This is a genomic window from Pseudomonas sp. PvP089 (genome assembly GCF_017875165.1).
Lineage (GTDB): Bacteria > Pseudomonadota > Gammaproteobacteria > Pseudomonadales > Pseudomonadaceae > Aquipseudomonas > Aquipseudomonas fortuita.
On the sequence record NZ_JAGGME010000001.1, the window covers coordinates 460,787 to 480,926 of the forward strand.

The window sequence follows — 20,140 nt, forward strand, 5'->3', positions numbered from 1 at the left end:
TTACGCGCTCGGCCGATTCAAGGCCAGCACAGGGCTGCTCAAGCCTGGGAAGACCTCAGCAAATATGCCTCGACATCTTTGCGCCGTTCGCCCAGCGACAACCGCAGCCCCGGGTGACGCAGGCATTGACGTAGCCGCTCGGGTGCCATACGGCCATGGCGTGCATGGAGGTTTTCCAGGGCTTTGTCCCACCAGGCCGGCGCGCAGGCGCGGTCGAATTCATTGGGATAGGGGTAGCAGCCATAGAGCAATTCGCGCGCAAACTGGCGCTCGTGGCTGGGCAGGGTCAGGCTCAGTGCCTTGTAACCCAAGCGGTGCAGGGTAGGGGGGCGCGGCAGTTGGTCGTTGACCAACGCAACGTCAGCCAGCGCTTCGCCGCCCAATGGGTCGTGGCCGTGCTTGCGCAGCCAGGCTTGGATCTTGGCACGGAACTGGGCTTTGCGGCTCCAGTAGTGGTGGATGACGTCGGTACACTCGGCCACCTCCAGTTTGCGGTATGCCGCCACTGCCAGGCAGAACTCCTCAAGGGTATAGGCCTCGCGAGCCAAGGGGTAGAACTCGTCCATCATGTCGATGGAGCGGTCCAGGGTGCCGGCATCCTCGGCTGTGAGGCCAATTACCCCAGAGTTGACCAGTGGCATCTGGCAGTCGGCCAGGCCCCGGGTTTGCAGGATGGACAGCAGGTTCCGGTACAGCAGGCACTTCTGGTTTGCGCCATAGCGCGGGCCGATGGCATTGCACAGCAGCTTGCCTGGGGCCACTCGGGCGAACAGGTGCAGCGGCGATGTGCGGAAGAAGGTATCGGTGTCGATCAGCACTGCCAGCGGGTGTCGTTGTAGCACCTGGCGAAGCAGCACATGCTTGCTGCGAAAATGATAACCGTGAGGAGCGTTCCATGCCTGGCGCGTGGCTTCGCCCAGCAAGTGGACAGTGACGGGCAGCTTGGCGTAGGGCTGTGGGTTGTCGGTGTACACCTGGATGCCAATGGCATCGGCTGCTGTCGTCCCCAAGTGGGCGAGGGCGCTGACAATGCTGAAGCAGGCTTCCTGATGATAGGTTGCCGGGCCAAAAGCCAGATAGACAAGCTGTGGGCGCGATGGCTGGGGATGCTGCATGGCTGGCAAGACCTGTATACCCGAAAATGATTAAGGCTTTAGTCTATGACCAAAGCCTTAATCATTTCTTAAGCAGACTTTGCCAAAAGGTTTCAGCGCGGCAGCTTCAGGTTGTTCCAGATCGCCAGGCTTGGGTCGGCCTGGTTCAACGTGTAGAAGTGCAGGCCCGGTGCGCCGCCTTGCAGCAGCTGTTCGCACATGCGGGTAATCACTTCTTCGCCGAATGCCTGGATGCTGGCGGTGTCGTCGGCATAGGCCTCCAGCTGCTTGCGGATCCAGCGCGGGATTTCGGCGCCACAGGCGTCGGAGAAGCGCGCCAGCTTGCTGTAGTTGGTGATCGGCATGATGCCGGGTACCACCGGGATGTCCACGCCCAGCTTCTGTGCGCGCTCGACGAAGTAGAAGTAGCTGTCGGCGTTGAAGAAGTACTGGGTGATGGCGCTGTCGGCGCCCGCCTTGACCTTGTGCACGAAGTTGGCCAGGTCGGTTTCAAAATTACGAGCCTGCGGGTGCATTTCGGGGTAGGCGGCCACTTCCAGGTGAAAGTGGTCAGCGGTTTCCTGGCGAATGAACTCGACCAGGTCGCTGGCGTAGCGCAGTTCACCACTGGCCATGCCCATGCCGGAGGGCAGGTCGCCACGCAGGGCGACGATGCGCTTGATGCCGGCAGCCTTGTATTCCGCCAGCAAGGCGCGCAGGTCGTCCTTGGAGTCGCCCACGCACGACAGGTGCGGTGCGGCCGGTACCTTCACTTCGCTCTCCAGCTGCAGCACGGTGTTCAGCGTGCGGTCGCGGGTCGAGCCACCGGCACCGTAGGTGCAGGAGAAGAAGTCCGGGTTGTAGGTGGCCAGCTGGCGAGCGACGCCCATCAGCTTTTCGTGACCGGCGTCGGTCTTGGTCGGGAAGAACTCGAAACTGTAGCGGCGTTCTTGTGACATCACTCGTTCCTCAAGCAGCCTGCTTCAAGCGGCAGGCTGCAAGTAAAAGCCAGGGCGGTGTGGGCCGGCCTGGCTTGGGCATCGTTGCGAAGCGTTGCCTGCGGCTACTTAGTAGCGGTAGGCGTGCGGCTTGAACGGGCCTTCGACGGTCACGCCGATGTAGTCGGCTTGCTGCTTGGTCAGCTTGGTGACCACGCCGCCGAAGCCGCGGACCATTTCCAGGGCCACTTCTTCGTCGAGTTTCTTCGGCAGTACTTCAACGGTCAGGCGCTCGGCTTTCTGCTCGGCCGACAGGTCGGCGTACTTCTGCTCGAACAGGAAGATTTGTGCCAGCACCTGGTTGGCGAACGAACCGTCCATGATGCGGCTTGGGTGGCCAGTGGCGTTACCCAGGTTGACCAGGCGGCCTTCTGCCAGCAGGATCAGGTAGTCGTCGTTCTGCGGGTCGAAGCTGCCAGCGCCGGTGCGGTGGATCTTGTGCACCTGCGGCTTGACCTCTTCCCAGGCCCAGTTCTTGCGCATGAAGGCGGTATCGATCTCATTGTCGAAGTGGCCGATGTTGCAGACCACGGCACGCTTCTTCAGGGCCTTGAGCATGTTGGCATCGCAGACGTTGACGTTACCGGTGGTGGTGACGATCAGGTCGATCTTGCCCAGCAGGGCCTTGTCGATGCTGGCTTCGGTGCCGTCGTTGATACCGTCGATGAACGGCGAGACCAGCTCGAAGCCGTCCATGCAGGCCTGCATGGCGCAGATCGGGTCAACTTCGGTGACCTTGACGATCATGCCTTCCTGACGCAGGGACTGGGCCGAGCCCTTGCCCACGTCACCGTAGCCGATCACCAGCGCTTGCTTGCCCGACAGCAGGTGGTCGGTACCACGCTTGATGGCGTCGTTCAGGCTGTGACGGCAGCCATACTTGTTGTCGTTCTTGCTCTTGGTGACCGAGTCGTTGACGTTGATCGCCGGGACTTTCAGCTCGCCCTTGGCCAGCATGTCCAGCAGGCGATGCACGCCAGTGGTGGTCTCTTCGGTTACACCGTGCACGCGGTCCAGCACTTGCGGGTATTTCTTGTGCAGCAGCTCGGTCAGGTCACCACCGTCGTCGAGGATCATGTTGGCGTCCCATGGCTGGCCATCCTTGAGGATGGTCTGCTCCAGGCACCACTCGTACTCTTCTTCGGTTTCACCTTTCCAGGCGAATACCGGGATACCGGCGGCGGCGATCGAAGCGGCGGCCTGGTCTTGAGTAGAGAAGATGTTGCAGGACGACCAGCGCACTTCGGCACCCAGGGCAACCAGGGTTTCGATCAGCACGGCAGTCTGGATGGTCATGTGGATGCAGCCCAGGATCTTCGCACCCTTGAGCGGTTGCTCGGCCAGGTACTTGCGACGCAGGCCCATCAGCGCAGGCATTTCCGATTCGGCAATGATGGTTTCGCGACGGCCCCAGGCGGCCAGGGAGATGTCAGCGACTTTGTAATCGGTAAAACCAGCAGGCATGTTTGCAGCGCTCATGAGAGCCTCCATTCGTAGTGCGCGAATGGGCGCCGTTGTGCGTTAAGCGCCCGCGAGAGCGAGCAACGCCCCATCCGAGCCTGACAGGCCTAGCCTGCTGCAGCGCCCCTCGGACAGGTGGCGGGCATGGCACCGCTGTGGGCAACCATGTGAAGCGGCGCAGATTATAGCCGCCCCCGGCAGCTTGCCCAAGGTTTTCCGTCGATTAATCGCGACGATAGTCGATGTTCAATGGAGCGAAGGCAGCCGCTCTGCCATCATTGCTACACGTTAGCCAAGCAGGTCAGGAGCAAAGATGAACTTTCACACCCGTAAGTGGGTTAAACCCGAAGACCTCAACCCTAATGGCACCCTGTTCGGTGGCAGCCTGTTGCGCTGGATCGACGAAGAGGCGGCCATCTACGCCATCGTCCAGTTGGGCAACCAGCGTGTAGTGACCAAGTACATTTCCGAAATCAACTTCGTCAGTGCTTCGCGTCAGGGTGACATCATCGAACTGGGCATTACTGCCACCGAATTCGGCCGCACCTCGATCACCCTCAAGTGCGAAGTGCGCAACAAGATCACCCGCAAGAGCATTCTTACCGTCGACAAGATGGTGTTCGTCAACCTCGGTGACGACGGCTTGCCGGCAGCGCACGGGCGCACCGAGATCAAGTATGTCCAGGACCAGTTCCCGGATTCGGCAGTCGAGTGATTTTCTGGGGCTGCTCCGCAGCCCATCGCGACACAAGGCCGCGCCCACAGGAAGTCGCATTCTCGCTGTGGGAGCGGCCTTGTGCCGTGAGTGGCCGCAAAGCGGCCCCGGCAATCTCAAGGCTGGGCGCTGACCTTGCGCACCACTCGCCCGATGCTCAAGCCCTGCACCAGGATCGACGACAACACCACGATGTAGGTGATCGACAGCAGCAGGTCACGCTCCTCGCCCAGTGGCAGCGACAGCGCCAGGGCCACCGACACCCCGCCACGCAGGCCACCCCAGGTCAGCACCCGCACCGTGCCTTTGGGCACCGGGCGCCAGCGGCGCAGCAGGACGATGGCCGGGGCCACGGTCAGCAGCCTCGACAGCAGCACCGCCAGCGCCAGCACGCTGCCGGCCGCCAGGTGCATCCAGTTGAACGGCAGCAGCAACAGCTCCAGGCCGATCAGTGCGAACAGCAGGGCATTGAGCATGTCATCGATCAGCTCCCAGAAACCGTCCATGTAGCGACGGGTCATGTCGTTCATCGCCAGGTTGCGTCCCAGGTTGCCGATGATCAGGCCGGCCACCACCATGGCGATCGGCGCCGAAACGTGTAGCTCGTAGCACATGGCCGAGCCACCGATGACCAGCGCCAGGGTCAGCATGACTTCCACCTGGTACTGCTCGATGCTCTTGATCATGCGGTAGGTGGCGTAGCCGATCAGGCCACCAAACACCACGCCACCGATGGCCTCGCGGGCGAACAGGATCGCCGTGTCGGTCATGCTCGGCGTTTCACCCAGCTGGATGATGCCCAGCAACACGGTGAACACCACTACCGCAGTGCCGTCGTTGAACAGCGACTCGCCGACGATGGTGGTTTTGAGCGGTTTGGAGGCGTTGGCGGTACGCAGCGCGCCCAGCACGGCAATCGGGTCGGTGGGCGAGATGAGCGCACCGAACAGCAGGCAGTAGATCAGCGGCACTTGCCAGCCAAACATCGCGAATACCCAGTGCGACAGGTAGCCGATGACCACGGTGGCGATCAGCACCCCAATCGTTGCGAGCAACCCTATCGGCCAGCGGTAACTGCGCAAATCGCTGAGGTTCACGTGCAAGGCGCCGGCAAACAGCAGGAACGCCAGCATCCAGTGCATCAACAGGTCGTTGAAATCGATCTGGTTCATCAGCCCTTCGACGCGCTCTTCCAGGCCAGGGAAGCCGATCAGGCTAAGGCCCTGCAGTATCAGGGAGAACAGCAGTGCCGTGACCATCACACCGATGGCGGGCGGCAGGCCGATGAAACGGTAATTTACATAGGTGAGGAGGGTGGTGAGGCAGATAAACGCGGCAACTAATTCAAGCATCCCGAATCCTGTGACAGTGGCTTCCAAGTCGTTACCCGAATGGCTCGGGCAGTTCTTTGATGACCTGGCACGGGGTTCGGGACACAAGCTTTGACCGGATTCGTTCCAATCGTTCCCATGTAAGGGGGCCGCACAGCGGCCCCTGAACGCTATATATTCACAGCAATAAAAAAGCCATTAAGGATAAGAAGGCGTGTTGGCAACATCCCTGGTGCTGGTCGCCGCCCTGCTGCATGCGACCTGGAATACCCTGATCAAATTCAGCGGCGAGCGCTTGCTGGTGATCGCCAGCATGGACACGGTGGCCCTGGTGTTCGCGGTGCTGGCGGTCGCCTTCGTCGATGTGCCGCCGGCGGAAATATGGCCCTGGTTGGTTGCCTCGGCGCTGGCCGAGCAGCTGTACCGCTATCTGCTGATCAAGGCCTACCGCGTGGGCGACCTGGGGCTGGTCTATCCTCTGATGCGCGGGCTGTCACCGTTAGTGGTGCTGGGCTTGACCTTGGCCTTTGCCGGGGAGTCGCTGAGCCAGCAGCAGATCATCGGCATCTTGCTGATCCCTTGTGGCATGGCTTGCCTGTTATGGCAGGGCGGTGGCGGTGACCGGCTGCCCTGGTCGATGCTGCCGGTGGTCGCCCTGATCGGTCTGTGCATCGGCTGTTACACCTGGTTCGACGGCCAGGCGGTGCGCTTATGGGGCAAACCGTGGGATTACCTGGTGTGGCTGACTCTGCTCAGTGCCTGGCAATTCCCGCTGCTGGCCGGTGTGGCGCGGCGGGCTCCGTTCGCCCTGTTCTGGCGAACGCAATGGCGCCTGGGCCTGGCGGTAGGGCTCTGCGTGTTGTTCAGTTATGCGCTGGTGTTGTGGGCCATGCACCTGGGGTCGGTGGCCGAGGCGGCTGCGTTGCGGGAGTTGAGCGTGATCCTGGTGGTGTTGCTGGGTATGCGTTACCTCAAAGAACCTTTTGGCGGGCCAAGACTCCTAGCTTGCGGGCTGGTCCTTGCAGGCATGCTGGTGATGAAGCTCTAACCTATTTTCGAACAAGGAGTCCTGAGCATGACCGTTGCCCTGTGGTGCATCCTGATCGCGCTGATGCTGAACCCGCTGTGTGCCTTGATCGCCAAAGTGGCCAGCGGCCGGTTTGGCCTCAAGGACAATCACGACCCGCGCGCTTTCCTTGATACCTTGTCGGGCTTGCCGCGGCGGGCCCATGCAGCGCAGCAGAATGGCTACGAGGCGTTCCCGGCGTTTGCTGCTGCGGTACTGGTGGCGGATATCGTCGGCAATGCCGAGCAGGTGACGCAGGATGTGCTGGGGGTGATGTACATCACCAGCCGCTTGCTTTACATCATCTGCTACCTGGCCGATTGGGCGGCCTTGCGCTCGCTGGTGTGGTTTGCCGGGTTGGCAATTATCGTGTCGTTCTTCGTGGTTTCCATCTGAAACCGCGTTGCCTGCTTCGCGGGCGAGCCCGCGAAGAATCCACCGCCGATCAAGGTACCTTAGGTACCTCAGGTAGTGGCTGGCCTTTAGGCCAGAGCATCCAGATCTGCCCCTGCTGCTTCATGTTCCCCGCCAGCTCGCCGGCTTCCGGCCCGGTGCCCCAGAACAGGTCGGCGCGCACTTCACCCGCAATCGCCCCTCCCGTGTCCTGCGCACCCACCGGGCGCACCACTGGCGAGCCGTCCGGGCGCGTGGTGGAAAGCCACAACAGGCTGCCCAGCGGAATCACCTTGCGGTCGATGGCCACGCTGTAGCCCGCTGTCAGCGGTACGTTCAACGAACCGCGCGGGCCTTCGTTACTGTCCGGGCGGGTGCTGAAGAACACATAGCTGGGGTTGCTGGCCAGCAGTTCCGGTACTCGCTGCGGATTGGCCTGGGCCCAGGCATGAATGGCACCCATGCTCACGTCTTCTTTTTTCAACTGACCCTGCTCCACCAGCCAGCGGCCGATCGGCCGGTAGGGGTGGCCGTTCTGATCGGCGTAGCCCAGGCGCAGCTGACGGCCGTCTTCCAGTTGTACCCGCCCAGAACCCTGGATCTGCAGGAATTGCAGGTCCATCGGGTCGGTCAGCCAGGCCAGCACCGGTGCCTTGACGCCGTTACGGTTGATCACTTCGGCAGTGTCGTATGGCTTGAGCACCCGGCCATCAAGCCGGCCGCGCAGGCGTTTACCCTTGAGTTCGGGGTACACGCTGGCAAGGTCGACCACGATCATGTCATCAGGAATGCCGTAGACCGCCACATGGTTGGTCGCTGACTGGCTCAGGCTGCCGGGGTAGACCGGCTCGTAGTAGCCGGTAATCAGGCCGTTGGCCTTGTTCTCGGCGGAGCGCAGGCCGTATACCTGCAGGTTCTGTTCAAGGAATGTACGTACCTGGGCGGCGCTCGCCGTGGCGTTGCCGGCCGCTTCGCAGGTGGCGGCCCACACTGGGTCGCGCTTGAGTTTCTCACAGCCGTTGCGCCAGGCGTAGAAACCGGCCAGCAGGTCTTCGTCGCTGACTGCGGGCAGGTCTTTGAATGTGGCCGGAGCATAAGTGGCGATGGCGTGGGGCTCGGGCTTGGCGGTCTCGCCGCCGTTGCAGCCGGCCAGCAACGCCAGCACCGGAAGTGTCCAGGCCAGGTGGCGCAAGGCAGATGTCATGTGTGCATTCCTGTCATGGGCGAACATGAAGATTCGCCCCTGTTTTTTATGTGGCTATTGGTGTTTGGCCCTTGGACGGCGATACTGGCCGCCCATTTGCGTAGGCCGAAGTGAGCGTGATGTTGAAGCGATTGACCGTTGTTCTGCTGGCAGCCCTGGCCCTGAGCGGTTGCGACCGGGTTGACCCGAACTCGCCGCTGGGCAAGCGCAAGGTAATCTTCAAGGACATGCTCAAGACCAGCGAAGACCTGGGCGGTATGCTGCGTGGCCGGCTGCCGTTCGACGGGCTGAAGTTTGCCGATGGCGCGCTGAAGCTGGACAGCCTTTCGCACCAGCCCTGGCAGCACTTCCCCGAGGTACGCGATGGCGGTGATAGCGCCGCGCGCGCAGCGGTATGGGAGCGCCAGGCGCGCTTTCATGAACTGGCCCGGCAGCTGGAAAGCGTTACGGGCGAGCTGGTCGATGTCAGCCGCAGCCAGCCGCTGGACGCTGCACAGCTGAAAGCGCCGATGGACAAGGTCGAAGCGGCGTGCAAGGCGTGCCATACCGAGTTTCGTAATCATTGATGGCCTGCTGTGGCCTCATCGCCGGCAAGCCAGCCCCCACAGGTACTGCGCAGTAATTGAGGGCAGTGTGATACCTGTGGGAGCTGGCTTGCCGGCGATGAGGCCAGTAAGGGCAACGCAAATCGCTGTCAGTGATCCAGATCGTCTACCGCTTTCTGCAATTCTTTACGCGATTCGGCAAGCTTGTCCTTGCGCTTGTTGATCTTCTCCGCGTCGCCTTTTTTCTCGGCTTTCTTCAGGTCTTTTTCCCGCTGCACCACTTCGTGACGTGCATCCAGCACCTTCTGCTCACGCTCTTTGCGCAGGCTCGCGTCGGTGCAGTTGTCCACGCCACGCAGTGCTTCCTCCAGCCCTGCGACCTGGTCGCTGTTGCCGTGGTCGCGGGCGATTTTCAACTGGTTCTCGATGGCGCTGCGTTTGGCGGCGCAACCGGTCAGGCCTGGGTCCGGCTGGGCCGCTTGTACAGCTCCCGCAGCCAAACCCAGTGATGCGAGCAGGAAAAGAGTCGAAATGCGTTTCATGAAAAGCCTCCTGAACGGGGCGGGGCAGCAAAAGTTGGTGGAAATCCTGCCTTGGTTTTGCCCATTTAGGAACCCTTGGTGAGGTTTTCGGCTTGAATCTCGGGTTTTTCCTACGAGCTAAATGGTAAAAAATCATTGCTCAATGCGCTGGGGGCTAGCGGGGAACCCCTCTATGCCGGTTTTCGCCAACCGTGCAGCAATGGCCTGCACCTCAGGGGCCGCGAAGAAATCCACAAGTTGGCGCGAGCGTTTTGCGCCAATGCCGGGCACGGTTTGCCATTGCCCGGCACTGCGTGAAGCCAGCTCTGCCCAGTCGCCCGTCAGTTGCAGATGCTTGCTGACGGGCGCGCCAATGCCCCGCAGCCACAGATCGAATGGCCGTGAGCGTGCTTGGTCGAAACTGCCCAGCAGCTGTGCGGCCGTCAGGCTACTTATGCCGGGTACCTGCTGCAGGCGCTCGGCATCAAGATGCAGCCAATCGGTCATTGATGTTACCAAGCCCGCTTCGACCAGCCGGCGCCACGTGCCGGGCCCGGTACGCGGCAAGGCCAGGCCTTGTTTTCCGCCAAGCCAGGTAAGCCGGGCGATGAATTGCTCTTCACAGCCTTCGCTGGCCTGCCAGCAGCTGTGGGCATGATGCTGGTCGGGTGCAGGCGCGGCCAGTGGCTGGCGCTCGACAGCGCGGTGCACGACGTGGTCCAGGCGTGGAATGGTCAGCCCGGCAAGACTGATGGCCACCTGGTCGCCGGGGCGGATGTCCAAGGCTTGCCAGCGCGCCAGCGAGCCAAGGCTTACCTGGGAAATGCGCCGGTCATCGAGGGTTACCGGCTGTACCTGCACAATGGGCGTGACCCTGCCGGTGCGGCCAACCCGAAAGCGCACGTCGCGCACTTCGGCCAAGGCTTGTACATAGGGGTATTTCCAGGCCGCGATCCAGTACGGTGCCTTGGCCTGCCAGCGCTTGGCGGGCGGCCGGCGGCCCTGGCGCAGGATCACGCCGTCGGTGGCGAAGGGCAGGGGGGAGTTGTACCAGTGCCCACGCCAGTGCGTTGCATCTTCCAACGTGTCGATGGCGATGCTGTAACGCTGGCTATCCGGGAAACCCAGGTGCGCGAGCTGTGCGAGGCGTTCGGCTTGTTGGTCGGGGCCCTGCGGCCAGCCCCATACGAACAGGCCGATAGTGTCCCCTTGCTCGGCGGTCAGTTGCTTGCGTGCGAGCAGCCCGGCCACAGTGCCGCGGGCGTTGGTACTGCCTGCCTTGGCTTGTATATGTTCGTTCAGGCGCAGATACAGCTCACCTTGCAAGTGCAGGTCAATCGGCATGGGCAACTGTCGGGTGACTGCGCCCAGTTGTGGAATGTGTCGGCTCCAGTCATGGCCATGTACACCGTCACCCCGGCTGGTGAGCTGCACCAATCGACCCTGCTGGTAAGTGAGGGAAACTGCAACACCGTCGACCTTGGGCTGTACCCACACGCCGGTCTTGCCGGCCATCCATCGCGCTACGGCCTGGCGGTCTGCCAGCTTGTCGACGCCGGTATGCGGCACGGGGTGGGTGACCGGGCCACGAGCGCTGGCCAAAGGGGAGGGGCTGCTGCCAACCGCGAAGCACTGCTGCAGGTGATTCAGGCGCTCGCGGCTTTGGTCGTACAGTTCATCGGCGACCAGGGCAACACCCTGGCGATGGTAGTGCTCGTCCCATCGGGTGAGCGTGGCGCGCAGCTGCGCAACTTCGGCCTCGGCCTGTTGCGGGCTCCAGTCAGGGCATGAGGTAGCCCTGGCCAATGGGGCGTTCAGCGTAAATAGCAGGGTGAACAACAGCAGATACGGCATGGCCAGCATCCTTGCATGGCGGGTGGGCCCTCCAGCCTAGGCAGGTTCGCGGGCGCTTGCCGCCGCGCGATTGTCAGCCGATATGTCACAAAAAAGCCCCTGCCGATTGCTCGGCAGGGGCTTTCGCCTGGTGCTGTAGGAGGCTTACAGGCCGGCAGCGTCACGCAACGACTGGGCGCGGTCGGTGCGCTCCCAGGTGAAGGTGGTGAAGGTGTCGTCGCCGACAGTCTTCTGCTGCGGCTCGCGGCCGAAGTGGCCGTAGGCAGCGGTTTCCTGGTACATCGGGTGCAGCAGGTCGAGCATGGTGGTGATGGCGTACGGACGCAGGTCGAAGCACTCGCGCACCAGCTGGATGATCTTGTCGTCGGAGACCTTGCCGGTACCGAAGGTGTTGATCGAGATGGAGGTCGGCTGGGCCACGCCAATGGCGTACGACACCTGGATCTCGCAACGCTCGGCCAGGCCGGCGGCAACGATGTTCTTGGCTACGTAGCGGCCGGCATAGGCGGCGGAACGGTCGACCTTGGACGGGTCCTTGCCGGAGAACGCACCACCACCATGGCGGGCCATGCCGCCGTAGGAGTCGACGATGATCTTGCGGCCGGTCAGGCCACAGTCACCCACCGGGCCACCGATGATGAAGTTGCCGGTCGGGTTGATGTGGTACTGGGTGCCCTTGTGCAGCAGCTCGGCAGGCAGGGTGTGCTTGACGATCAGCTCCATCACGGCTTCTTGCAGGTCTTTCTGCGAGACTTCAGGGTTGTGCTGGGTCGACAGCACCACGGCGTCGATACCGACCACCTTGCCGTTTTCGTAGCGGCAGGTGACCTGCGACTTCGCATCCGGGCGCAGCCACGGCAGCAGGCCGGACTTGCGCGCTTCGGCCTGGCGCTCAACCAGACGGTGCGAGAAGCAGATCGGTGCCGGCATCAGTACTTCGGTTTCGTTGCTGGCATAACCGAACATCAGGCCCTGGTCACCGGCGCCCTGGTCTTCAGGTTTGGAGCGGTCCACGCCCTGGGCGATGTCCACAGACTGCTTGCCGATGATGTTCATCACGGCGCAGGTGGCGCCGTCGAAGCCGACGTCGGAGCTGTTGTAGCCGATGTCGATGATGACCTTGCGCACCAGGTCTTCCAGGTCGACCCAGGCCGAGGTGGTGACTTCGCCGGCAATGATGGCGACACCGGTCTTGACCAGGGTTTCGCACGCTACGCGGGCATATTTGTCCTGGGCGATGATGGCATCAAGGACGGCGTCCGAAATCTGGTCGGCGATCTTGTCCGGATGCCCTTCGGACACGGACTCGGAGGTGAAAAGGGAGTATTCGCTCATCTCGAAGGTTCCTGAAATTTACCGATGGTGTATGTCGCCAGCCGTCCGCTGGAAATGGCGGACCTGGATCTGGAAACCGTTACGCAAGCCCACGTACAGGCTGTCCCCATGGGCCAGCCCGGCAGCGTTGGCCCAGCGGGCCAGGTCGTCCTGTTCAAAGCCAAGCCAAAGGTCGCCGCAGGCGTCCCGCGCCCACCCTTGGTCATGGCTGCACAACTCGGTGACCAGCAGGCTGCCGCCTGCCTTCACCCGCTTGGCCAGCTGGCGCAAGGCCAGGGCCGGATCGCTGAAATGGTGCAGCACCATGTTCAGCACAACGCAGTCGGCGGCCACATCCGTTGCACCCAGTGCATCGGCCAACTGCAGGTTCACGTTGTCGAGCCCCTCGCGCTGGCAGACCTGGCGCGCCAGTTCGAGCATGGTCGGGCTGTTGTCCAGCGCGGTGACCCGGGCGAAGCGCCGGGCCAGGTCGGGGAGGAAGCCACCGTCCCCGGGGCCGACCTCCAGGGCACTGGCGGCCGGGTCGAAATGCAGTTTGTCGAGCAGCGCCAGCAGGCTTTCGCGGTACTGCGGCAGCCCGGCGATCAGGTCTTGCTGTGCGCGAAACTTCTCTTCCACGCGCAGGAAGAAATCCTGGCTGATAACCGCGCGGCGTTGTTGCACCTGGGCTATTCGCGCCTGCACGGCCGGCGGCAGGGCCAGCTCGTCGACTTCTTCGAGCAGCGCCGCATGCAGCCGACCGCCCAGGCGCAGGCTGTCGGGCAGTGCACGGCGATAGAAGATGGCGTTGCCTTCGCGGCGCGTTGCCACCAGCTCGGCCTGGGCCAGCACCTTCAGGTGGTGGCTCATGCCCGACTGGCCGATGTCGAAGATCTGCGCCAGCTCCAGCACGCCGAACGAGTCGTTGGCCAGGGCGCGCAATACGTTCAGGCGCAGCGCGTCCCCACTGGCTTTGCACAAGGCGGCCAATGTTTCGTGTTGCTCGGGGTTTGATTGCGCACGCAGGTTCATGGGGCGGCAGTCTAGACAGGCATCGATGCCCTAGCAAGGCCAATATCAAAAAGTTTTGATATTGGGTGATGGGCGGGGCGGTTAACCCGGTTTTGCCCCGAATTGAATGCCAATCACAGGAAAATCCCCCGACTGCGACCATACGTCATTGCCCCAAGCCCCCCCAGTGGGCGAAAATGGCCGCCTTTTTCGTAACACTACCTATTCAAGCCCCCAGGAGATCAGCGATGCCCAGCCGTCGTGAACGTGCCAACGCCATTCGTGCCCTCAGCATGGATGCCGTGCAAAAGGCCAACAGCGGCCATCCAGGTGCCCCCATGGGCATGGCGGATATCGCCGAAGTGCTTTGGCGCGACTATCTGAAGCACAACCCGAGCAACCCGAGTTTCGCCGACCGTGACCGCTTTGTGCTGTCCAACGGCCACGGCTCGATGCTGATCTACTCGCTGCTGCACCTGACCGGCTACGACGTCACCCTCGATGACCTCAAGTCGTTCCGCCAGCTGCACAGCCGTACCCCGGGCCACCCGGAGTTCGGCTACACCCCGGGTGTCGAAACCACCACCGGCCCGCTGGGCCAGGGCCTGGCCAACGCCGTGGGCTTTGCCCTGGCCGAGAAAGTACTGGGCGCCCAGTTCAACCGTGAAGGCCACAACGTCGTCGACCACCACACCTATGTGTTCCTGGGCGATGGCTGCATGATGGAAGGTATCTCCCACGAAGTCGCCTCGCTGGCCGGCACCCTGGGCCTGAACAAGCTGGTCGCCTTCTACGACGACAACGGCATTTCCATCGACGGTGAAGTGGAAGGCTGGTTCACTGACGACACGCCGAAGCGTTTCGAGTCCTACAACTGGCTGGTGATCCGCAACGTCAACGGCCACGACGCCGACGAGATCCGTACCGCCATCGAGACCGCCCGCAAGAGCGACCGTCCGACCCTGATCTGCTGCAAGACCATCATCGGTTTCGGTTCGCCGAACAAGCAGGGCAAGGAAGACTGCCACGGTGCTCCGCTGGGCAACGACGAAATCGCCCTGGCGCGCAAGGAACTGAACTGGAACCACGGTCCGTTCGAAGTCCCTGCCGACATCTACGCCGAGTGGGACGCCAAGCAAGCCGGTGCCAAGGCCGAAGCCGAATGGAACCAGCGTTTCGATGCCTATGCCGCTGCCTTCCCGGAACTGGCCAGCGAACTCAAGCGCCGCCTGAGCGGTGAGCTGCCGGCCGACTTCGCAGAAAAAGCCGCTGCCTATATTGCTGAAGTCGCGGCCAAGGGCGAGACCATTGCCAGCCGCAAGGCCAGCCAGAACACCCTGAACGCCTTTGGCCCGCTGCTGCCGGAATTGCTGGGCGGCTCGGCCGACCTGGCCGGCTCCAACCTGACCTTGTGGAAAGGTTGCAAGGGCGTCAGCCATGAAGATGCCAATGGCAACTACATGTACTACGGCGTGCGCGAGTTCGGCATGACCGCGATCATGAACGGCGTTGCCCTGCACGGTGGCCTGGTGCCTTACGGCGCGACCTTCCTGATGTTCATGGAATACGCCCGCAACGCCGTGCGCATGTCTGCCCTGATGAAGCAGCGCGTGATCCACGTCTACACCCACGATTCCATCGGCCTGGGCGAAGACGGCCCGACCCACCAGCCGATCGAGCAGCTGGCCAGCCTGCGCAGCACGCCAAACCTGGACACCTGGCGCCCGGCCGATGCGGTGGAATCCGCCGTGTCCTGGAAGCACGCTCTGGAGCGCAAGGACGGCCCGTCGGCGCTGATCTTCTCGCGTCAGAACCTGCAGCATCAGGTGCGCAGCGATGCGCAGATCGCCGACATCGCCCGTGGCGGTTACGTGCTCAAGGATTGCGCTGGCGAGCCTGAGCTGATCCTGATCGCCACCGGTTCGGAAGTGGGCCTGGCTGTTCAGGCGTTCGACAAACTGACCGAGCAAGGCCGCAAGGTGCGTGTCGTGTCGATGCCGAGCACCAGCGTGTTCGACGCTCAGGATGCAGCCTACAAGCAGTCCGTGCTGCCGCTGGAAGTGGGTGCGCGCATCGCCATCGAAGCTGCCCACGCCGACTTCTGGTACAAGTACGTCGGCCTGGAAGGCCGTATCATTGGCATGACCACTTACGGTGAGTCGGCGCCAGCTTCGGCACTGTTCGAAGAGTTCGGCTTCACCCTGGAAAACATCCTCGGTACTGCCGAAGAGCTGCTGGAAGACTGATACAAGGAAGGCGAGGGCCGTTGGCCCTCGTTCGCGGCACAAGGCCGCTCCCACAGGGTATTGCGCATGCCGTTCTCTGTGGGAGCGGCCTTGTGTCGCGAATGGGCCGCATGGCGGCCCCGTTCAACTGCCGGAGTTCAAGAGCTACCTATGCCCCACCTGCGTCCCTACAAAGTTGCACTCAACGGTTATGGCCGCATCGGCCGCTGTGTCCTGCGCGCGCTGGTCGAGCGGGGGGCAAAGGCCGGGTTCGAGATCGTCGCGCTGAACGACCTGGCCGACCAGGCCAGCCTTGAGTACCTGACACGCTTCGACTCCACCCACGGGCGTTTCCCCGGCGAGGTGAAAGTCGACGGTGACTGTCTGCATATCAATGGCGACTGCGTGAAGGTTATGCGCAGTGCCACCCCCGAAGGCATCGACTGGGCTGCGCTGGACATCGACCTGGTGCTGGAGTGCACCGGTGCCTACAACACCCGTGCTGATGGCCAGCGCTTTCTCGACGCCGGCGCGCCGCGCGTGCTGTTCTCGCAACCGATGGCCAGTGAAGCCGACGTCGATGCCACGGTGGTCTACGGCATCAACCAGGCGTGCCTGACCGGCAGCGAGCGCCTGGTGTCCAATGCCTCGTGCACCACCAACTGCGGCGTGCCACTGCTGCGTGTGCTGGACCAGGCGTTCGGCATCGAATACGTGCAGATCACCACCATCCACTCGGCGATGAACGACCAGCCGGTGATCGACGCCTACCACCACGAAGACCTGCGCCGCACGCGTTCGGCCTTCCAGTCGGTGATCCCGGTGTCCACTGGTCTGGCCCGTGGCATCGAGCGCCTGCTCCCGGAACTTGCCGGGCGAATCCAGGCCAAAGCGGTACGTGTACCGACCGTCAACGTCTCGTGCCTGGACATCACCCTGCAGACCGCCCGCGACACCAGCGCGGCCGAGGTCAACCGGGTGTTGCGCGAGGCCGCGCTGGAAGGCCCGCTGAAAGGCTTGTTGGCCTACACCGAGTTGCCGCACGCCAGCTGTGATTTCAACCATGACCCGCATTCGGCGATTGTCGATGCCAGCCAGACCCGTGTTTCCGGCCCCCGCCTGGTGAACTTGCTGGCCTGGTTCGACAACGAATGGGGTTTTGCCAACCGTATGCTCGACGTTGCCGAACACTTTCTGCACGTCGTTCACCCAACCCGCAACAAACAGCCCTGAAGGACTGCATTCATGACCGTGTTGAAGATGACCGACCTCGACCTGCAAGGTAAGCGCGTACTGATCCGCGAAGACCTCAACGTGCCTGTGAAGGACGGTGTGGTAACCAGCGACGCGCGTATCCTGGCAGCGCTGCCGACCATCAAGCTGGCGCTGGAGAAGGGCGCGGCGGTAATGGTCTGCTCGCACCTGGGCCGCCCGACCGAAGGCGAATTCTCTGCCGAGAACAGCCTCAAGCCGGTTGCCGACTACCTGAGCAAGGCCCTGGGCCGTGATGTGCCGCTGGTGGCCGACTACCTGGACGGTGTCGCGGTACAGGCCGGTGAGCTGGTGCTGTTCGAGAACGTGCGCTTCAACAAGGGCGAGAAAAAGAACGCCGACGAGCTGGCGCAGAAGTACGCTGCCCTGTGCGATGTGTTCGTCATGGACGCTTTCGGCACCGCTCACCGCGCCGAAGGTTCGACCCACGGTGTGGCCAAGTTCGCCAAGGTTGCCGCTGCCGGTCCGCTGCTGGCGGCCGAGCTGGATGCCCTGGGCAAAGCTCTGAAAGCCCCGGCCAAGCCGATGGCGGCCATTGTTGCCGGCTCCAAGGTGTCTACCAAGCTGGACGTGCTGAACAGCCTGAGCAGTGTGTGCGACCAGCTGATCGTCGGTGGCGGTATTGCCAACACCTTCCTGGCTGCGGCCGGCCACCCGGTGGGCAAGTCGCTGTACGAGCCGGACCTGGTAGACACCGCCAAGGCCATCGCCGCCAAGGTCAGTGTACCGCTGCCAGTCGACGTGGTGGTTGCCAAGGCGTTCGCCGAGAGCGCCGAAGCTACCGTCAAGGCTATTGCCGACGTTGCTGCCGACGACATGATCCTGGATATCGGCCCGCAAACCGCGGCCAACTTCGCTGAGCTGCTGAAGTCGTCGAAGACCATCCTGTGGAACGGCCCGGTCGGCGTGTTCGAGTTCGACCAGTTCGGCAACGGCACCAAGGTGCTGGCCAAAGCCATTGCCGAGAGCGCAGCGTTTTCTATCGCCGGTGGCGGTGACACCCTGGCCGCCATCGACAAATATGGCGTTAGCGAGCAAATCTCCTACATTTCTACCGGTGGTGGTGCTTTCCTCGAGTTCGTCGAGGGCAAGGTCCTGCCAGCGGTAGCAATCCTGGAAGAGCGGGCCAAAGCCTGATGACGTCGGCGCTTGGCAAAGGGAGTGGCCTGATGGTCAAGCAATTGCCTGTGATGATGCTGGCTGGCCTGCTGAGCGCCTGCTCCGGCAGCCCGGCCTCGGATGGCGACCCGGCGCATCCGCCCAAGGGTGGTTGCTACCAGTCCGAGTGGCAGGCCGAAACCGTGCCGGTCATCAGCAAGCGCGTAGGCCCGGAAGGCCTGGAAAAGTACGACGAAGACCACCAGCGCAAGGCGCCGGGTTGCCCATGACCCCGCGTTTCGTCGGGCCAGGCAACCAAGCGGCTGCTCTGTGGTCATCTAGAGGAAATGTAATGAAAGCGCTTTTGGCCGTAACGGCCCTGGCGACACTGGCAGGATGCTCACTGCTGCAGCCGGCGCCACCCGCCCCGGCAGACAACTGGACCCGTTGGGTCTGCGACACCCAGGTCGAAGTGCTGTGGCGCTTCGCCGATGCACAACGCGACCAGGTCGACGTGCGCCTTGGCGGCGGTGACCAGGTCTACCGGCTCAAGTCCGAGCCGGGTGCTTCGGGTGCGTTGTACAGCGATGGCATGCTGGCCTTCCACACCAAGGGCGAAGAAGGCCTGGTGTACTGGGTGGCAACCAACGATCTGATTGGGCGGGGCTGCAAGGCACCGTGACTGGCCGGGCTGCGTGAATGGCCCACACTACTTGAACAGCAACCGCCCCTGCGGCAGGCTTGCACGAAACAAACGACGCTTGTCGGGAGAGAGATACACAATGGCACTCATTAGCATGCGCCAGATGCTGGACCACGCCGCCGAGTTCGGTTACGGCGTACCAGCTTTCAACGTCAACAACCTCGAGCAGATGCGCGCCATCATGGAAGCGGCTGACAAGACCGACTCCCCGGTGATCGTCCAGGCCTCGGCCGGCGCCCGCAAATACGCCGGTGCCCCGTTCCTGCGTCACCTGATCCTGGCCGCCATCGAAGAATTCCCGCACATCCCGGTGTGCATGCACCAGGACCACGGCACCAGCCCTGACGTTTGCCAGCGCTCCATCCAGCTGGGCTTCAGCTCGGTGATGATGGACGGCTCGCTGGGTGAAGACGGCAAGACCCCGACCGACTACGAGTACAACGTCCGCGTTACTCAGCAAACCGTTGCCATGGCGCACGCTTGCGGCGTTTCGGTTGAGGGCGAGCTGGGCTGCCTGGGTTCGCTGGAAACCGGCATGGCCGGTGAAGAAGACGGCATCGGTGCCGAAGGCGTGCTGGACCACAGCCAGATGCTGACCGACCCGGAAGAAGCGGCCGATTTCGTCAAGAAGACCCAGGTGGACGCCTTGGCGATCGCCATCGGTACCAGCCACGGTGCTTACAAGTTCACCAAGCCACCTACCGGTGACGTGCTGGCCATCGACCGCATCAAGGAAATCCACAAGCGCATCCCCAACACCCACCTGGTGATGCACGGTTCTTCCTCGGTCCCGCAAGAGTGGCTGGCGATCATCAACCAGTACGGCGGCGACATCAAGGAAACCTACGGCGTACCGGTCGAAGAGATCGTCGAAGGCATCAAGCACGGCGTGCGCAAGGTCAACATCGACACCGACCTGCGCCTGGCGTCCACCGGTGCAATGCGTCGCCTGATGGCGCAAAACCCGAGCGAGTTCGACCCACGCAAGTTCTTCGGTGAAACCGTCAAGGCCATGCGTGACGTGTGCATCGCCCGTTACGAAGCCTTCGGCACTGCCGGTAATGCCTCGAAGATCAAGCCGATCTCCCTGGAAGGCATGTACCAGCGCTACCTGAAAGGTGAGCTGGCCGCCAAGGTCAACTGATCGACTGGCAGCAGTAAAAAAACCCGCAGCGATGCGGGTTTTTTTATGGGCAACAAAAAGGCGGAACATAATTCCGGCAAACCGACCGTTAGTCGGCTACCGTACAGTTGAACCACTGATAGCGTTCTGATTCCATTGCGTGTTGACACCTCAGGGCTAGAGTACTCATGGATCCAACCGTATTTTGAAGT

19 protein-coding genes and 1 riboswitch are annotated in these 20,140 nt (G+C 62.5%); of the genes, 10 read left to right on the forward strand and 9 right to left on the reverse strand.

The genetic code is table 11. From position 1 onward, the window contains the following. Positions 1-38: 38 nt before the first annotated feature. The 3 genes from J3A71_RS02090 to ahcY form a co-directional block, all read right to left on the reverse strand. Positions 39-1,115, reverse strand: coding sequence for a hypothetical protein (locus tag J3A71_RS02090; protein WP_096426857.1), 1,077 nt, complete (start codon positions 1,113-1,115; stop codon positions 39-41). A gap of 92 nt (positions 1,116-1,207) precedes the next feature. Continuing rightward, positions 1,208-2,053 carry a methylenetetrahydrofolate reductase [NAD(P)H] gene (gene metF, locus J3A71_RS02095; RefSeq protein WP_023046975.1) on the reverse strand — a complete coding sequence of 282 codons (846 nt, stop codon included), beginning with the start codon at positions 2,051-2,053 and terminating at the stop codon, positions 1,208-1,210. 108 nt (positions 2,054-2,161) lie between these two features. After that, positions 2,162-3,571, reverse strand: coding sequence for an adenosylhomocysteinase (gene ahcY, locus J3A71_RS02100; RefSeq protein ID WP_016489525.1), 1,410 nt, complete (start codon positions 3,569-3,571; stop codon positions 2,162-2,164). 20 nt (positions 3,572-3,591) lie between these two features. Continuing rightward, a riboswitch (S-adenosyl-L-homocysteine riboswitch) is annotated at positions 3,592-3,688 on the reverse strand. 178 nt (positions 3,689-3,866) lie between these two features. Here ahcY and J3A71_RS02105 point away from each other — a divergent pair. Continuing rightward, entirely contained in the window at positions 3,867-4,268 is a 402-nt protein-coding gene (locus tag J3A71_RS02105) for a hotdog domain-containing protein (RefSeq protein ID WP_016489524.1), read from the forward strand. Between the two features lie 116 nt (positions 4,269-4,384). On the opposite strand, the gene J3A71_RS02110 is transcribed toward J3A71_RS02105, so the two are convergent. Next, positions 4,385-5,620: a sodium:proton antiporter gene (locus J3A71_RS02110; protein ID WP_023046976.1), complete on the reverse strand. Its 1,236-nt coding sequence runs from the start codon at positions 5,618-5,620 to the stop codon at positions 4,385-4,387. A gap of 193 nt (positions 5,621-5,813) precedes the next feature. On the opposite strand from J3A71_RS02110, the gene J3A71_RS02115 reads away from it, so the two are divergent. Further along, positions 5,814-6,647, forward strand: coding sequence for a DMT family transporter (locus J3A71_RS02115; RefSeq protein ID WP_016489522.1), 834 nt, complete (start codon positions 5,814-5,816; stop codon positions 6,645-6,647). A 27-nt stretch (positions 6,648-6,674) separates the two neighbouring features. Further along, the gene (locus J3A71_RS02120) at positions 6,675-7,061 is read left to right on the forward strand and encodes an MAPEG family protein (RefSeq protein ID WP_016489521.1); all 387 of its coding nucleotides are present in this window, start codon (positions 6,675-6,677) and stop codon (positions 7,059-7,061) included. Positions 7,062-7,110: 49 nt separating this feature from the next. On the opposite strand, the gene J3A71_RS02125 is transcribed toward J3A71_RS02120, so the two are convergent. Next, positions 7,111-8,262 (reverse strand): MltA domain-containing protein, encoded by a 1,152-nt coding sequence (locus J3A71_RS02125; protein ID WP_016489520.1) that lies wholly within the window; start codon positions 8,260-8,262, stop codon positions 7,111-7,113. A 119-nt stretch (positions 8,263-8,381) separates the two neighbouring features. Here J3A71_RS02125 and J3A71_RS02130 point away from each other — a divergent pair, with 119 nt between their 5' ends. Next, on the forward strand, positions 8,382-8,828 hold the full coding sequence (locus J3A71_RS02130) for a cytochrome c (protein WP_016489519.1): 447 nt from the start codon (positions 8,382-8,384) through the stop codon (positions 8,826-8,828). 128 nt (positions 8,829-8,956) lie between these two features. On the opposite strand, the gene J3A71_RS02135 is transcribed toward J3A71_RS02130, so the two are convergent. The 4 genes from J3A71_RS02135 to J3A71_RS02150 form a co-directional block, all read right to left on the reverse strand. Next, positions 8,957-9,349 (reverse strand): DUF1090 domain-containing protein, encoded by a 393-nt coding sequence (locus J3A71_RS02135; RefSeq protein ID WP_023046978.1) that lies wholly within the window; start codon positions 9,347-9,349, stop codon positions 8,957-8,959. Between the two features lie 132 nt (positions 9,350-9,481). Then, the gene (gene ligB / locus J3A71_RS02140) at positions 9,482-11,182 is read right to left on the reverse strand and encodes an NAD-dependent DNA ligase LigB (RefSeq protein ID WP_096426997.1); all 1,701 of its coding nucleotides are present in this window, start codon (positions 11,180-11,182) and stop codon (positions 9,482-9,484) included. 144 nt (positions 11,183-11,326) lie between these two features. Further along, positions 11,327-12,517 carry a methionine adenosyltransferase gene (metK, locus tag J3A71_RS02145; protein WP_016489516.1) on the reverse strand — a complete coding sequence of 397 codons (1,191 nt, stop codon included), beginning with the start codon at positions 12,515-12,517 and terminating at the stop codon, positions 11,327-11,329. Positions 12,518-12,535: 18 nt separating this feature from the next. Further along, a complete protein-coding gene (locus tag J3A71_RS02150) occupies positions 12,536-13,528 on the reverse strand; it encodes a metalloregulator ArsR/SmtB family transcription factor (protein ID WP_209953623.1) in 993 nt (330 codons plus the stop codon). Positions 13,529-13,755: 227 nt separating this feature from the next. Between J3A71_RS02150 and tkt the strand changes: the two genes are divergently transcribed. The 6 genes from tkt (at position 13,756) to fba (ending at position 19,949) form a co-directional block, all read left to right on the forward strand. Further along, positions 13,756-15,753, forward strand: coding sequence for a transketolase (gene tkt / locus J3A71_RS02155; protein WP_023046980.1), 1,998 nt, complete (start codon positions 13,756-13,758; stop codon positions 15,751-15,753). 150 nt (positions 15,754-15,903) lie between these two features. Then, positions 15,904-16,965: an erythrose-4-phosphate dehydrogenase gene (gene epd, locus J3A71_RS02160; protein ID WP_023046981.1), complete on the forward strand. Its 1,062-nt coding sequence runs from the start codon at positions 15,904-15,906 to the stop codon at positions 16,963-16,965. Positions 16,966-16,977: 12 nt separating this feature from the next. Continuing rightward, positions 16,978-18,141, forward strand: a complete 1,164-nt coding sequence (locus J3A71_RS02165) for a phosphoglycerate kinase (RefSeq protein WP_016489512.1) — start codon at positions 16,978-16,980, stop codon at positions 18,139-18,141. Further along, on the forward strand, positions 18,141-18,392 hold the full coding sequence (locus tag J3A71_RS02170; RefSeq protein WP_016489511.1) for a hypothetical protein: 252 nt from the start codon (positions 18,141-18,143) through the stop codon (positions 18,390-18,392). Before J3A71_RS02165 ends, J3A71_RS02170 begins: the two co-directional genes overlap by 1 nt. Positions 18,393-18,454: 62 nt before the next feature. Further along, positions 18,455-18,784, forward strand: a complete 330-nt coding sequence (locus J3A71_RS02175; protein WP_016489510.1) for an MliC family protein — start codon at positions 18,455-18,457, stop codon at positions 18,782-18,784. A 100-nt stretch (positions 18,785-18,884) separates the two neighbouring features. Then, positions 18,885-19,949, forward strand: a complete 1,065-nt coding sequence (gene fba, locus J3A71_RS02180; protein ID WP_016501943.1) for a class II fructose-bisphosphate aldolase — start codon at positions 18,885-18,887, stop codon at positions 19,947-19,949. Positions 19,950-20,140: the final 191 nt, after the last annotated feature.